The sequence below is a fragment of the Streptomyces sp. CA-249302 genome (assembly GCF_050936785.1).
Classification (GTDB): domain Bacteria; phylum Actinomycetota; class Actinomycetes; order Streptomycetales; family Streptomycetaceae; genus Streptomyces.
In genome coordinates, this window is the sequence record NZ_JBNJMG010000002.1 from 167,626 (window position 1) to 180,970 (window position 13,345).

17 protein-coding genes are annotated in these 13,345 nt (G+C 68.3%); 9 read left to right on the forward strand and 8 right to left on the reverse strand.

Annotated elements, in window-relative coordinates:
* Positions 1–480: 480 nt before the first annotated feature.
* Both ACQEWB_RS50430 and ACQEWB_RS50435 read right to left on the reverse strand, forming a co-directional pair.
* Positions 481–999 carry an ImmA/IrrE family metallo-endopeptidase gene (locus ACQEWB_RS50430; RefSeq protein WP_432844545.1) on the reverse strand — a complete coding sequence of 173 codons (519 nt, stop codon included), beginning with the start codon at positions 997–999 and terminating at the stop codon, positions 481–483.
* Positions 986–1,330: a helix-turn-helix domain-containing protein gene (locus ACQEWB_RS50435; protein ID WP_432844546.1), complete on the reverse strand. Its 345-nt coding sequence runs from the start codon at positions 1,328–1,330 to the stop codon at positions 986–988. The genes ACQEWB_RS50430 and ACQEWB_RS50435 overlap by 14 nt, the downstream gene beginning before the upstream one ends.
* 375 nt (positions 1,331–1,705) lie before the next feature.
* On the opposite strand from ACQEWB_RS50435, the gene ACQEWB_RS50440 reads away from it, so the two are divergent.
* Both ACQEWB_RS50440 and ACQEWB_RS50445 read left to right on the forward strand, forming a co-directional pair.
* Positions 1,706–1,888, forward strand: a complete 183-nt coding sequence (locus tag ACQEWB_RS50440) for a hypothetical protein (RefSeq protein ID WP_432844547.1) — start codon at positions 1,706–1,708, stop codon at positions 1,886–1,888.
* 10 nt (positions 1,889–1,898) lie between these two features.
* The gene (locus ACQEWB_RS50445) at positions 1,899–2,621 is read left to right on the forward strand and encodes a hypothetical protein (RefSeq protein ID WP_432844548.1); all 723 of its coding nucleotides are present in this window, start codon (positions 1,899–1,901) and stop codon (positions 2,619–2,621) included.
* 329 nt (positions 2,622–2,950) lie between these two features.
* Here ACQEWB_RS50445 and ACQEWB_RS50450 read toward each other — a convergent pair whose 3' ends face one another.
* Together ACQEWB_RS50450 and ACQEWB_RS50455 are read right to left on the reverse strand one after the other, a co-directional pair.
* A complete protein-coding gene (locus ACQEWB_RS50450) occupies positions 2,951–3,544 on the reverse strand; it encodes a hypothetical protein (protein ID WP_432844581.1) in 594 nt (197 codons plus the stop codon).
* Positions 3,460–3,828: a nucleoside triphosphate pyrophosphohydrolase family protein gene (locus ACQEWB_RS50455; RefSeq protein WP_432844582.1), complete on the reverse strand. Its 369-nt coding sequence runs from the start codon at positions 3,826–3,828 to the stop codon at positions 3,460–3,462. The genes ACQEWB_RS50450 and ACQEWB_RS50455 overlap by 85 nt, the downstream gene beginning before the upstream one ends.
* 99 nt (positions 3,829–3,927) lie before the next feature.
* Between ACQEWB_RS50455 and ACQEWB_RS50460 the strand changes: the two genes are divergently transcribed.
* Genes ACQEWB_RS50460 through ACQEWB_RS50475 form a run of 4 tightly spaced genes read left to right on the forward strand, consistent with a single transcriptional unit; the run spans position 3,928 to position 6,337 of the window.
* A complete protein-coding gene (locus ACQEWB_RS50460) occupies positions 3,928–4,212 on the forward strand; it encodes an acyl carrier protein (RefSeq protein WP_432844549.1) in 285 nt (94 codons plus the stop codon).
* Positions 4,209–4,613, forward strand: a complete 405-nt coding sequence (locus tag ACQEWB_RS50465) for a helix-turn-helix domain-containing protein (RefSeq protein ID WP_432844550.1) — start codon at positions 4,209–4,211, stop codon at positions 4,611–4,613. Before ACQEWB_RS50460 ends, ACQEWB_RS50465 begins: the two co-directional genes overlap by 4 nt.
* Positions 4,610–5,506: an ImmA/IrrE family metallo-endopeptidase gene (locus tag ACQEWB_RS50470; RefSeq protein ID WP_432844551.1), complete on the forward strand. Its 897-nt coding sequence runs from the start codon at positions 4,610–4,612 to the stop codon at positions 5,504–5,506. Before ACQEWB_RS50465 ends, ACQEWB_RS50470 begins: the two co-directional genes overlap by 4 nt.
* Positions 5,507–5,548: 42 nt before the next feature.
* Positions 5,549–6,337, forward strand: a complete 789-nt coding sequence (locus tag ACQEWB_RS50475; RefSeq protein WP_432844552.1) for a hypothetical protein — start codon at positions 5,549–5,551, stop codon at positions 6,335–6,337.
* A 36-nt stretch (positions 6,338–6,373) separates the two neighbouring features.
* Here ACQEWB_RS50475 and ACQEWB_RS50480 read toward each other — a convergent pair whose 3' ends face one another.
* Complete coding sequence (locus tag ACQEWB_RS50480) at positions 6,374–7,405, reverse strand: nucleotide kinase domain-containing protein (RefSeq protein WP_432844553.1); 1,032 nt, start codon at positions 7,403–7,405, stop codon at positions 6,374–6,376.
* Between the two features lie 47 nt (positions 7,406–7,452).
* On the opposite strand from ACQEWB_RS50480, the gene ACQEWB_RS50485 reads away from it, so the two are divergent.
* From ACQEWB_RS50485 to ACQEWB_RS50495, 3 genes are all read left to right on the forward strand, one after another.
* Positions 7,453–7,740, forward strand: coding sequence for a hypothetical protein (locus ACQEWB_RS50485; RefSeq protein WP_432844554.1), 288 nt, complete (start codon positions 7,453–7,455; stop codon positions 7,738–7,740).
* Positions 7,741–8,488: 748 nt separating this feature from the next.
* Positions 8,489–9,280 (forward strand): hypothetical protein, encoded by a 792-nt coding sequence (locus ACQEWB_RS50490; protein WP_432844555.1) that lies wholly within the window; start codon positions 8,489–8,491, stop codon positions 9,278–9,280.
* A gap of 96 nt (positions 9,281–9,376) precedes the next feature.
* A complete protein-coding gene (locus tag ACQEWB_RS50495; RefSeq protein WP_432844556.1) occupies positions 9,377–10,591 on the forward strand; it encodes a tetratricopeptide repeat protein in 1,215 nt (404 codons plus the stop codon).
* Positions 10,592–10,639: 48 nt separating this feature from the next.
* On the opposite strand, the gene ACQEWB_RS50500 is transcribed toward ACQEWB_RS50495, so the two are convergent.
* The 3 genes from ACQEWB_RS50500 to ACQEWB_RS50510 all read right to left on the reverse strand — a co-directional run bounded on the left by ACQEWB_RS50500 (position 10,640) and on the right by ACQEWB_RS50510 (position 13,340).
* Entirely contained in the window at positions 10,640–11,509 is an 870-nt protein-coding gene (locus tag ACQEWB_RS50500; RefSeq protein WP_432844557.1) for a zinc-ribbon domain-containing protein, read from the reverse strand.
* On the reverse strand, positions 11,506–12,228 hold the full coding sequence (locus ACQEWB_RS50505) for a zinc-ribbon domain-containing protein (protein WP_432844558.1): 723 nt from the start codon (positions 12,226–12,228) through the stop codon (positions 11,506–11,508). Before ACQEWB_RS50505 ends, ACQEWB_RS50500 begins: the two co-directional genes overlap by 4 nt.
* Before the next feature lie 188 nt (positions 12,229–12,416).
* Positions 12,417–13,340, reverse strand: a complete 924-nt coding sequence (locus ACQEWB_RS50510) for a hypothetical protein (RefSeq protein ID WP_432844559.1) — start codon at positions 13,338–13,340, stop codon at positions 12,417–12,419.
* Between the last annotated feature and the right edge of the window lie 5 nt (positions 13,341–13,345).

Here is a 13,345-nt window from a genome sequence, read left to right on the forward strand (position 1 = left end):
TGCTGCGGAGCTGCCGCGCAGCGCCGACGGTGGGTAGAGGGCCGTCGCGTGTCCGTGAAATTGCCGGATGTCACGGCAGGCGGTGCGTGTTCCGGGCTGCCCTGGTGGCCTGCTCCCCCAGCGGCGTGATCAGGCCTGCTGGACCGCTGCGGGCGGTGTGGTGGGGCGGCGCCTGCGAGGCGGGCCGGTGAAGAGGCGGTGCTGTCCGGTTGGTGCTGCCGTCCGTGGTGACGGACCGGCTCACGTGCGCGGTACAGCCCGGTCAGGTGAACACCTGCTCGGCACATGCCACGCAGGGTGCACGTCGTCCCCAGAGAGCGTATCTACTCTCTGGCGTATCAAGCTCACCACACCGAGTAGTCCGAGCGCAAGGCCATCTACGGTGGACAGTTTCGCTGACATGGCTTCAAAGGCTGAGCCTGCAGGGCGAGTCGGCACGGAAGGCAGTTGCCCGCCTGGCAGTTCTCTGCAGGCTGGGGCCTAGTGTGCAGGGCCGGAGATGATGCCCAGGTTCATAAGGCGGTAGGTCATAGCGATTTCACTGACCTCGAACTTGCCCGCCAGCTGGCTCACCAGCTCATCGACGGTACGGAAGCGGGTCTGGTGCACGGCCGTGCGGACCAGGGCCTCGGGGGCGAGCAGGGCCGCTGCGAACCGGTTGGCTTCGATCTCCTCACGGTCGGTGGCCATACTGGACACCGTGTTGCGGTAGTTCACGCGGGTGTCGGTGTCCAGGATCAGCGGCCGGCCGCGGTGCAGGCGCAGGTGGGCGAGCTCGTGCGCCACCGTGAAGCGGCACCTCAAGGGAGATTGGCGCCGGTTCACGCCGATCACGCAGCGGCCGTCCCGCCGCAGCAGCATGCCCGAGACGTCATCGTCCAATTCCTGCGGCACGACCACGACACCGAGGCGTCCTGCCAGTTCGTAGGGGTCGACGGGAGCAGTGGTGATCTCGAACTCCGCCAGCAAGGAGCGCGCGGCAACGTCAGCTCTGGCCATGGGCGTCCTTGAGCTGCTCGGCTCCGGACCACACGGAGGCCACGTCGGCGGCGTGCCGTGCGGGAAGGCCAGTGGCCTCCTCCGGTAGAAGCGACGGGAGCAGATCGGCCGGCTGCACGTTGAGTTCCGCCGCGATGCGGACCAGCCGGTACAACGGGGGCGCCTGCGTTCCGCCCTCAATGTTTGTGATCGATCCGCGCGACAGGCCGGTCCGCCGACCCAGCAGTTCCTGCGTCATTCCCGCTCGGGTCCTGGTCTCACGGATCAGCCGCCCGACGGCCGCATTGAATGCCTTTTCCTCCACACTGCCCCCAAGCGACGCCAGTCTCACTGACAACCTACTTCCCCGCCTGGGACACAACCAGGCACTTAACCGAACGTGCGCCCGAGTGAAATCCTGACGGTGCTCGGAGCGGCAGATGCATCAGGCGGCGGCATTGCTCTGCAGCGGGGCGCAGGCGCACAGACGTGGCGGGTGCCAGCAGGCGGCACCAGCACAAAGGGAAACACGCCGCCGTCCGGTGCCGGCTGGGTGCGCTCGCCTCGAAGGGCCCTGCCCCACCAGCCCTGCCAGGAGACCAGCTTTCGCCTTGTCGGGGACAGCCCGGTTGCGAAGCGCCAGCCCGGTATGCGAGCCCGCTGGGCGATTGTCAGTGGTGCATGCTTGACTGCTTTTTACGAGGAGCGTGTCAGAAGGGATGTCGCAATGCCTACCGTGATGGACAAGACACCCGAAGAGATCGCCCAGTGGCGGGCGCAGCTGTTGGCGAGGACTCGGCTGTCGTTCGAGGAACTCGCCGAGCGTGCGGAGAGCTATCAGCTGAGCGCCGAGGAGCTGGAGATCTGGCAGACGCTCCAGGGCTTGGACTACCTTCTCGAGGGTGTCTGACGAAACGGGCTTGACCGCACTGCACAAGGCGGCGGAGGACTTCGCCGGGGAGCTGACTGCAACCCTCGGCGGGGTCCTGCCGCATGCTCCGCGGTTCCATGCGATTCGCGCGGGCCGCAAGTTGTGGGTGACGACGGTTTCCGGTGACGAGTCCGAGCCCATCCAGAGCCGGATCGAGTTGTACATAAACGGCGAGCCCGAACTCACCTTGGCGATCAGCTACTACTGCTGCTGGGACCAGGCCGGCGAGTTCCTCGCCGTGGACAAGTCCACGGTCGCGATGTACTACCGCCAGGACCCCGAACCGCTGCTGCGCTACGAGTACGTTCGCACCTGGACGTGGCCACCCGGCGCGCACATGCACGTGCACGCCCATCACAACCAGATCTCCTGGCTGCAGCGGCTGTCCGACACCGGCAAGCCGGGCAGGCTGATGCAGAAGAAGAAGCGTCCCGGACTGGCGGAGCTGCACTTCCCCGTCGGCGGTCATCGCATGCGCCCCAGTCTCGAGGACGTCCTCATGATGATCGTCCGCGAGTTCGACGTGGACACTGTTACCGGCTGGGAACGTGTCCTAACCGACGGCATCCGCCGCTGGCGCGACAAACAGCTACGCACGGCAGTCCGTGACGCACCCGATCAGGCCGTGCAGGTGTTGCGTTCCCTGGGCTACGAGGTGACCGAACCCGCCGATGCAGCCGCGACGCCCAACGCCAAGCTGTACCTGCCGTAAGCACGGCCCCGCCATGAGGCTGATCGGCTCGAAGACGCGGGCGGACCTCCGCAGCCCCCATGCCCAGATCCCAGTGATCAAACTGCACGGCGCCGATGCGGACTTCGATCAGCGCAACACGATCGATGAGCCGGAGGCATATCAGCAGGCCGGTGAGACGCCCACTGGGCACGGCGGCAATCCGCTGACATGTTCCCCCTCGCCGATCTGTCACTGGTTGCGGTGCGGTCGCCTGGGCCGGCGAAACAGCGCCCGCGCACCGTCTCGCCGTCCAGCGAGGTGGTGTTTGGGGAACGCCGCAGCCGGGAGCGTTCCCCACCTCCGGGCCGTCAGCTCTGCGTGACGGTGAGCGTGCGCTGGTCGAGGTCCAGGTGGACCGTGCCACCGCCTTGGTCGCGCAGCTGGCGCCAGGCGGTGTAGCCGGTGAGGATGGCGTGCTCCCAGTCCGCGGCGCGGCAGATGCTGACCTCGAGGTGGGCGGTCATGTGGCCGATGGTGGCGAGGAGTTCCTGGTCGATGTGGTTGATGTCGGTGAGGAAGCGGTGGCGGGCGGCGTAGGAGAAGACGAGGGCTGAAATGCCTTCTTCGATGGCAATGGCGCGGCCGCCGTCTTCGGCTTCGTCGGCGCGGGGGTCGCTCTTGCGTTTGCGGTCCAGCAGGAAACGGGTGACGGGGGACCAACCCAGCACGGTGGCGTGGGCGAGGTGGAAGATATCGTGGAAGCGGTAGCCGTCCTCGACGTGGGAGGCGCTGGTGAGCGGGTCACCGGCGGGGGTTCCGTCGTGGCGGGTGAGGATGATGACGGTGCGGCCGTCGTCGGTCCTGGTGCGCGTGAAGGTCAGCGAGGTCTGCCGGGGCAGTTGCTCGTGGGCGGGAAAGTCCGCGTCGAAGGGGACGTGCTCGTCGTGGGGGTGGGGCGCCAGCGGTCCTTGGTCTTCTCCAGGTTGGCCGCGGCCACGTCGTCGAGATCGAGTCCGAAGCGGTGGGCGAGAGCAGCGACGTACCACAGGACGTCGCCGAGCTCTTCGCGTAACTGGTGCTTGCCCTGCTCGAAGGCCGGTCCGTCGCGCAGGAACTTCTTGTAGGCGGTGGTCAGGGATCCGACCTCGCCGGCGAGGCCGAGGAGTGGCACGAGGACGGGATCGGTGCCGTCCGCGGGGGGCTGGAGGGTCTTGACGGCCGCTTCCTGGTAGCGCTTGAAGTCCACACTCACACCTGTCTGATCTTGGGACAGCACTGTTTGCTTTCCCGACAGCATGTCGTATGCTACGACAGCGTCGTTGGAAATACAGACGATTGGGGAGAGTTGTCGAACGCAGGCACACCGAGCACGGACGAGATCACCTCCGTCGTCCTCGACTTCCTCGCTGAGCACGAGGGGGTCTCTCCCGACGAGCTCCGCTCTGAACTGGAGCAGGGCGGGCGGGAGTTGCCCGTGGACTCGCTTCTGGTGGTCGAGATTCTCACACGCATCGAGGAGCGTTACCAGGTCGCCATTCCCGCCGACCGGGAGGCCGCCCAAGCCACCGGCTCGGTGGGGGCTTTCGCCGCGGCGGTACTGGACGCCATCAAGGAAAGGCAGCAGCCATGACCCCTTCCTCGGACAGCCGCGACCGTGATCCTGAGCTGATCCGGCTCGGTGAACGGCTCAAGAAAACCCGCGACTACCTGAACATGTCTCAGCAGTTCGTCTCGGACTCCACCGGCATCCCCCGCTCGGCCATCAGCGACATCGAGCGCGGCGAGCGGCGCGTGGACAGCCTGGAACTGAAGAAGCTGGCCCGCCTGTACCGGCAGCCGGTCGCCTACTTCCTGGCCGAGGAGAAAGACGCCGACGCCAGCGAATACTCCCTGGCCGGTCTGCCGCGGGCGCTGGCCCAGCTCACCGACGGGGATGCCAAGACCGTGCTGGAGTTCGCCGAGTACCTCACGCTGCGGCGTGCGGCAGAACGCGAGGACCAGGACGCCGACGGCGGGAGTCCGACGGCGTGAACTGGGGCTTAGCACACCGGATCGCATCGATCGCAGCCGTCCAGGCGCACCGCGACCTCGGCATCGACCGCACGCAGTACGTTCACGTGCACCGGGCGCTGGGTGCGGCGGACGTGATCGGGATGGCGCAGCCGATGCCCCGGCTGTTCGGCGTGTACTTCTCCCCCGCCGACCAGGGTCCCGCCGTGATGCTGAATGCCTCGCTGAACGCGGTCACCCAGCGGCACACGGCCGCGCATGAGCTGGGGCACCACCGGCTGGGCCATCGCACCGCGGCGGACGAGGAACTCGATCCCGCGCTGCGCTGGGGCAACGGCAGCTGGCCCGAGGAGGAAAAGACGGCGGAGGCGTTCGCGGCGTGGTTCCTCATGCCCCTGCCGGCAGTGCGGGCGGCCCTGGAAAGGATCTGCGGCGGCCGCCCGTCATCTCCCGAGCACGTCTACCGCCTCGCGCGCGAGCTGGGCACGTCGTACGCCGGGACGGTACGTCACCTGGTGAATCTGCGGCTGCTGGATTCCGGCCGGGCCGGTCAGTGGGCCAAGATCCCTCCGGCCGGCCTGCGCAGCTCGATGGCGGGAGGGGCCTCGCTGCCCGCGCAGGCCCAGGTGCACGTGATCACGGCGGCCTCCGCGGGGCAGACCGTGTACGCCGACGCCGGTGATGTGCTCGTGCTCCACTTGGACAACGCGCTGTTCGAGGTCCTGCCCAAGGGGCTTGAGCCGTGGACCAGTGACGGCACGACGCCGCTGGCGAGCGCCGTGATGACCGACGAACTCCCGCCGGGCGAACAGGGTTCGGTGGAGATCACCGTGCCCTCGCAGAGCCGTCCGCTGCGGTTGACGGTAGTGCGCGAAGCCCCGCGTGCCGGGGTCGACGACACCTGGCCCCTGTAAGCGCAGGGGCCTCGGATCACACCGTATGTGTCAGGAGGACTGATGCACACCTTCGCCGTGGCCGAGCGCGACGTCACCCAGGCCTGGGTCGCCGCCTGCAACAAGCTGGACCGCAAGGACAATCCCGACCGGACCGGCCTGCACACCGTGGTGCGCATCGCCGACCCGACGAGTGACGACCCGGTCTTCCGCGCCGAGCTGGACCGGCTGCGCACGGCCCGGGGGCTGTGGCCGCTGGAGACGGTGGCCAGCACCCTGTTCCCCGCGGCCCTGGCGGCGCGGTGCGACGGTCCGGAGGAGCTTTCCCGGCGCTACCGGCAGATGTACCCGGTGATCAAGCGGTATCCGGGCAACCACCGCGGGACCTACTTCGGCCGCCTGGTCTCCTACCCCGCGGCGCCCAAAAGCGGCGTCGACCAGCTCGGGACGGTCATCAGCCGGCTGCGGGCCCAGGCCGCGGGCACCAAGATAGCCGCCGCGTACGAGATCGACATCGCCGCAGCTACCGACGCGGAGGAGGCCGGGGCGGAGCTGCTGGTGCACACGGCCGGCAAGGACAACAGCTACATCGGCTTTCCCTGCCTGAGTCACATCTCCCTCCAGCTGGACCGCGACCGGAGGGTGCACGCCGCGGTCCTGTACCGCAGCCACTTCATGTTCGAGCGTGCTTACGGCAACTACCTCGGCCTGGGCCGGCTGCTGGCCTACATCGCCGCTCAGGCAGGGCTGGGCTGCGGGACGCTGACCGTGGTGGCCGGCCACGCCCGGCTGGACGGCCCTCTCACCCAGTTGCGGCCCCTGCTGACCGGCACCGACCGCCTCGCGGCATGAGGGCCGCCCGCACGGCGGGCGGTGGATGCTGCGATCTCAAGGCCCGGGCGGGGCGTTGAGCTGCCACTTGGGCGGGAACCAGGCCGGCATCGGGTCGGCCTGCTGCCGGTAGGTCTGCTTGATGCGGCTGCGGCCGCTGATCCCGGCGATGTCCGGGTGGGCGACCCGGGCGTACTTGTCGACCTCGCAGAACAGGTTCTGGCAGTCGATCAGCTGCAGCGGCCGCCCGCGCAGTCCCGCGAAGGAGAGCCCCAGGCGGGCGAAGTGCTCGTCCTGGGTGTCTGCCATGTAGCGGATGACGTCCGCCTCGATGCCGTCGGCCGCCGGCCCGAAGCACTTGCGGATCCCGTCGCGCGCCCCGGGCCCGGGGACGACGAAGTCCATCTCCGAAAACGGCATCTCGGCCGCGTAGTTGAGGTCGATCACGAACTGGTAGGCCAAGAACGGGCCAATCGCCGGGAAGCCCAGCAGAACCTGGTAGGCATCCTGCAGTGTCGGCGCGGACAGCACCCGCTGCGGCGCGTCCGCGGTCATCATCATTTCCAGCAGCCGCAGATGGTTCTGGTGCTTGCGCTGCTGGCCGAGCTGCGGCGGGGGCACGATGTAGGCGGCCGAGTACAACCGCTGCCCCGCCGTGAAAGCGCGGGAGAGAACCCGGTCAAAGGCCCGGTAGTCGTAGGTGTCCCACCGCACCTCCCCCAGCGCGGTGTTCAGCAGCCGCCACGTCGAGGTCTTGTTGAAGATCTTGAACAGCAGGGTGCGAAAGAAGACTTCCTCCCACGCCTGCTCGCCCCGGTAGATCACGCCGCCGATCAGGTCCTGGCTGACCCGGTCGGCGGCCCTGAAGCAGTTGGTGAAGCGATGCCGCTGCAGGATGGGATCGTCCGTGAACGGCCCCGCTCTCCCGGCAAGGCGTGCCTCGTAGACCTTCTGCCGCGCCGCGGCGAAACGCCAGTAGGTGTCGAACACCGGCGTCAACGTCAGCGTGCGGCCTGCCACACGGATCCTTCTCGCAGGGCCGCGCTCTAAGTCCCGTTGTTCTGCACGCTCTTGCAGCACCGTCACCATGGGCTCAATATATATTCAATATAGATAGCTGTCAGCGAGGGGGACGTGTGGAATTGCTGTGGCAGCGTCCACGACGCAAGACGCTGGTCGACTGGCCGGAGGACGTGGACACAAGACTGGACGTCCTGGTCCGGGCCGCGGCCTCGGCCGGGGAGCAGACATCGCGTTCCCAGGTACTGGCCGCGCTCGTGACGGCGGCCGAAGTCCGTCCCGCCGTCATCGCCGAACTCCTCCACTCCTACCGCCAGATGCCCGCCGACGCCCTCGAAGCCGACAACACGCGCGACGACCTGCCCTCCGTCCGCTCGCCCGGACGCACCCGCGCCAAGAGATGACGTGACGTCAGCCCAGGAGCCTCTTCACTACCTCGGTCAACGCCGCCGGCGGTCGTAGGGTCACGGCTGTGCGTGCCGCCGCCCCCAAACGGCCATGCGGCAGGCAGTTCTCGGGCTCCACGACGTCGTAGCCGAGGACAGGGCAGGCTGGCCGTGCAGGGCGGCGCGATGCCGGTGCCGAGCGAGAGGGCACGGTCGTTGCTGCATCGTGTCGCTGTCTGCTAGGGCATTGAGGGGGCGAGTTGCTGGCGTGGGGAACTGCCGTGATCGCATGAGCCGTCCTTACTTCGTGCCCGCGGTTAGCTGGCACTGGACAGCGGTGGCGTTGTGAGGAGAGGGCGGAGCATGTCGGGTGGGCGGAGAGCCGTGGTGATGGCTGCTGCCGTATTGGTGATCGCTTCGACTCCGGTTTTCTGGCTGCTCGACGGGCCGGATACCGGGCAGATGGTGGGGGCCTCGGTACAGGCCGCCACGGGGGTGGGCGCTTTGGTGTGGGCCTGGCTCTACCCGGCCGCCGAGGCACGGGACAGCGCCGTACGGACGGGGCGGGCTGAGGCGGGTGGCGGTGGGGCGGCTCATACCGGCATTCGCCGTCGTAATGCCGGGGGCAACAGAGCAGCTCGTGTTCAGCAGAGTGGGGATGCGGTTGCCCGCGGGCAGGGAAGCAGCGCCGGCACCGGCATCGACTACACCGGCTAAGGCTGGCGTGGGTGGGGACACGGCGGGAGGGCGGATGAGACGGTTTCGGATGGGGCGTTCGTCAGACGCCCTGAAGGGCACAGGCGAAGCGCCACCGTCCGTCAGCGTCAGTGAGAGCGGCGATGCCACGGCCGTGGGCGGCGGCGACGCGCTGAGCGGTTACCGGGCTTTGGGGCGTCAGGCCTCGGCGAATGGCGGGACCGTGCGGGTGGAACGGTCGGGTGACGCGGTCGCCTTGGGCGCCCATGCGGTGGCCATCAGCGGCCATGTCAGCCAGGTGACGCTCTCCACCCCGCCGCCGAGCAGGCCGCTGGACTGGCCGATACGGTTGGGCTCGGTGCCGGTGCTCGCCTCCGCGTTCCAGGCCCGGCCTGCGGTGCGGAACCGGATCGATCGTGTCAGGACCGGGCATGCCACGGTGGTGCTGGCCCAGGTGTTGTCCGGCGGCGGGGGCGTAGGCAAGACCCAACTCGCTGCCGCCTACGCCCATCAGGCGCTGATGGACGGCATCGACCTGGTGCTGTGGGTCGACGCCAGTGACATCGAGCAGGTCATCGCCCGCTATGCCCACGCCGCGTACGCCGTGGAAGCGGCTTCTGATCGTCTTCTCGGTCAGAGTGCCGACTCCGACGCCGGGCTGTTCCTTCAGTGGCTGGCGACGACCCGGCGCTCATGGCTGATCGTTCTCGACGACCTCACCGACCCGGACGCGATGCAGGCGTGGTGGCCTCCGTCCTCCGCCTTCGGATCCGGTCGCGTCGTGGCGACGACCCGCCGTCACGACGCGCTGCTGTCCGGGGGCGGCCGGGCCGTGGTGGACATCGACACCTACAGCGCCTAGGAAGCCGATGCCTATCTGCATGAGCGGCTCAGCGCGGCACACGCGAGCCACCTCCTGGACGCACAAGTCGCCGTACTGGCCGATGCACTGGGATTGTTGCCGCTGGCTCTGTCGCACGCAGCCGCCTACATGGTCAATGAGAACGTCGGGTGCGCGGAGTATCTACGCCGTTTCAACAGCAGTGCCGCGCGTCTGGACGATCTGCTGCCGCGCGACGCGGACACCGAGGGGTACGGCCGTCAGGTGGCTGCGGCTCTCCTGCTGTCGCTCGATGTCGCGCAGGCAAGCGAGCCGGTCGGGCTGGCCGTTCCGGTCATGCGCCTGGCTGCCGTTCTGGACCCGGCCGGGCACCCTCGTTCCCTGTGGGCCAGCGACGCTGTCATCCACTATCTCAGCGCTCAACACCCCACCGCCGAAGACGGCGAGCCCCGAGCGGTCGACCCTGCTCAAGCCCAGGCAGCGCTCCGTCTGCTGCACCGCTACGGTCTGCTCGTCGACCACACGCAGAACGGTCCCCGGGCAGTGCGTCTGCACGCCATCACGGCACGTGCCGTGCGCGAGTGCACCCCGCAGGCCGCGCTACCCGCAGTGGTGAAGGCGGCCACGAGTGGACTCATCGACCTATGCGAAGAAGTCTCCGGGCACGACCACGAGACCAGGGCCGCACTGCACACCAACATCGACAGCCTCGCCGAGTATGCCGGAGACCTGCTGTGGCAGGTTCGGGGCTACTACCTGTTGCGCTGGGCCGGGCACCGCCTGTCCCAAGGCACGGCGGTCGCCTACTGGCAGCAGCTGATCGGCACCAGCGAACGGCTCTTTGGCCGCCCCCATCCCATGACCCTCGCTGCGCGGCGAGACCTTGCCCTGGCGCTCTTCCGCCACCGCGCCAAGGAAGCCTTCGCCGTACTGCAGGAGGACTTCCCCTACCAGGACAACCGGCTGGTTCTGGAGGGTCAAACGCCCGCTGCGGCCGACCCCGAGGCCGTCAACGCCATCCCCTTGGTGGAGGACACCGTCACCACTCGCCGACAACTGCTGGGCTGGGCGCACCCGGCAACCCTCTCGGGCCAAGCCGACCTCGCCCTGCTGCACTGGAGTCACGGCCACAGGACGGCCGCCATCGATGTGCTGGAGCGCTCCCTCACCGGCTACCGGACCACACTCGGCCCCCACCATCCGCGCACGATCTCGGTGGACAACCGGCTGCGCAGCTGGCGAGAACAGCACAGGAGACGCTGGTGGAGGCGCACACGCCGCCCGTCCGCGCCAACCGGGTCGGCGGAGACGGACGGCGGCGTGATTCGGTAGCAGGCACGACCGGCATCGCGGCGAGAAGGCACGAGGCGCGGGTTGGGGTCACGCCCGGGTGGGGCTTTTGCGCGGCGGGTGGCACACCGGGCAGCGTTTGCCGGTCCCACCACGGCGGGAGCGCTGATCGGGCGTGGCTTTCCATCGTCCCGGACAGCCAGGCTTCGAGCAGGTCCACCGGCACACTTTGGTGGAGCTCGGCCTGAGTTCCCTCGCGGTCAGATTCGGTTCCTCGATCACTTCGAGAAGCTCACCGGCGATGGCAGGATGCATGTCCTGCAGTGATTTGCCGGGCTTGGGGCGCACCCTGGCAGCAACGGTGCGTTGGCGAGCGCATCGGGGGCATCCGCTCGACTGGCCTGTGCGCCGGTTTAGTGGGGCGGGGTACACAAAGCTGCAGTGCGGTACGGGGCACATCCACCGGCATGTCTTGTTCGACGTGGGGAGCAGGTCGAATGCGGTCCAGCCGGGGTGGTCGACGACCTCGATGAGTTCTGCGGCCATCGTCGGATTGACCTCGGCGAGTGATTCACCGGGGTCCGGCCTGCTGTTTGCCGCGCCCACCCGTGCGCGGGCGCACTGGCTGCAGCCGCGGCCGGAAAGGGCCCGGCTGTTCAGTACGGCCTTCCATTCGTAGCCGCAGTCCGACTTCCGGCAGCGCCACAGGCACACGTCGTTGCAGCCGGGCGGCATCCGCTCAGGGGTCTTGCCGGGGTTGGTGAGGTTCGCGACGAACTCTTCCTCCAGGTGGGGTGCCACGTCCACGGCCGACACCTCGGGGCCAGCCACGGCCTCCTCCCACAGCTGCGCCCCCTTCGTCAGCGCCGCGGTGACCTCGGCCGGTGTCAGCTGCCTCCAGGAAAGGCCGCGGCGTCGCAACACGGCACCCACCGCCTGGGCCCAGTCTTCGGGATTCACCCCCGGCCCGGCCTCATGATGGGCCAGGCCATCCACCGGAACGGGCGGCAGGCCGCGGCTCGGATGCGTTCCACGTCGAGTCCGGCGGCGAGTGCTGCCGTCGTCTTCGCGGTGTCACGCCGCAGGCTTCCCGGCCTGCCGTGGGTCCACTCCGGGTCCAGGTCTATAAGCAGGCCCGGGGCCGGCTGGGGCAGGTACAGGTCGAATCGGTCCTCTCTACGCCCGGGCAGGCGTAGGCGGTGGTCCAGTTCCACGTTGAGCCCGGAGGCCGCCTCGACGAGCGCGGCGACGCTGCATTCGAACGGGGAGCGGCCGTGGCCGGTGCAGTCTGAGCAACCGCGTCCATTGATGCGGTTAGCGAGCCTCGCCGGCCAGAAATGCCCCTGAGCGCACTCCCATTCGCACAGGTCATGGGACTGCGGGCGCAGAGTTTCGGGGCCACGGTCGGGGCGGCTGAGGTTACGGCGGAACTGCCGTGCCAGTGCAGGATTCAGCTCGGCCAGCGATTCTCCCGGGCCGGGAGCCCGATTGCGGCGCTTCCAGCACGCAGGGCATCCCGAGGGTTTGACGGTGCGGGTGCGGAACTGCAGCCGGGCGGGCCACTGGTGACCGCACCCTTCCGCCGTGCAGCGCCACTGGCAGCGGTCCGTGGAGGACAGCCGCATGTCTTCCAGCGTCATGCCGGGGTTGGACAGATTGGACACGAACTCGGCCTGCAACGCAGCGCGAACTGCAGCTACCTCGGTAGCATTTCGCCGTTTACCCATGGCTGCAGATTCTGACAGCCGCTGCCGACAATGGCTGGCCATGGCCAGGCGGAGCAGAGGTCCATCGCGGAATCGGGAGAGTGGCTCATCGCCACTGACCTGATCTACCACTCCGTGACCGGCCTGTGGAGGCTCCATACCTAGGCGGTCTGGGCACCCCATCGGAAGTCCTGGCCTTGCTGTAGAGGCGGCAGGTCGATGTCGTCCAGCGCCCAGTGGTAGAAGCCTGGATCTCGGTTGCCGCGGTACGGGCCGAGTCGGGGAAGCCGCACCGTGGGCCCGGTCTCCGAGAGTTGCAGCAGGTAGTCGGCATCGCCGGGGTGACCCATCACGCAGGTGATCTCGGGGACGGTCCAGGCGATCTGGTTCACAATCTCCATGCCCTTGGCGTTAAGGGTGCGCTCGGCGAGCGGGCCGGCCTCGTAGTCGTCAGTCGGAAGTGCGAGGCCTACCACCATCAGCACGGCGGTCTCTCCGGAGAGGGGGAAGAGCACACCCTTGAGGTCGAGCTGGGTGTCGTGCATGGGGATATAGCCCTTGTCGTTGAGCACAAACCGCGGCGCGGCCGTGCCGCGCCGGATGAGGGCGAAGCGTGCGTTGGCCATCCACTGCCGTGTTTCGCGGAACGTGGTCTGCCGCTGGCGTTGCACGTGATCGCGTTCCGGGGCTGGCACGCCGTCCTCCTGGATGTAGGTGATGGCGACGCGCTCGTAGTCGGGGTGCCGGATGGACTGCGCCTGGACATGCAGCAGGATGGTCTTCCAGTCGTCTCGGGTGAACGTGCCATGTTCAAGAGCGCGGATCGCGGCGGGCAGAGTTCCCTCGTACTCCTGCCACATGGTCTCGGCGAAGTCGGCAGGCAGATCGCTGCTGGGGGCGTCCACGTCGTAGATGCCGTACTGGTAGGCGATGTTCTCTGCCTTCACAGGGCCGAACACCTTATCCGGCGCCTGCCGCCTGCGCACGCGCACCTTCGCGTGCCGGAGGCCCGCCGCTCGGCCGGCCTCCGGCATGCCGAACCCTCCGATCAAGGCTGCGGGCAGGTAGTGCGGTTTGGGTGCCATGCGCG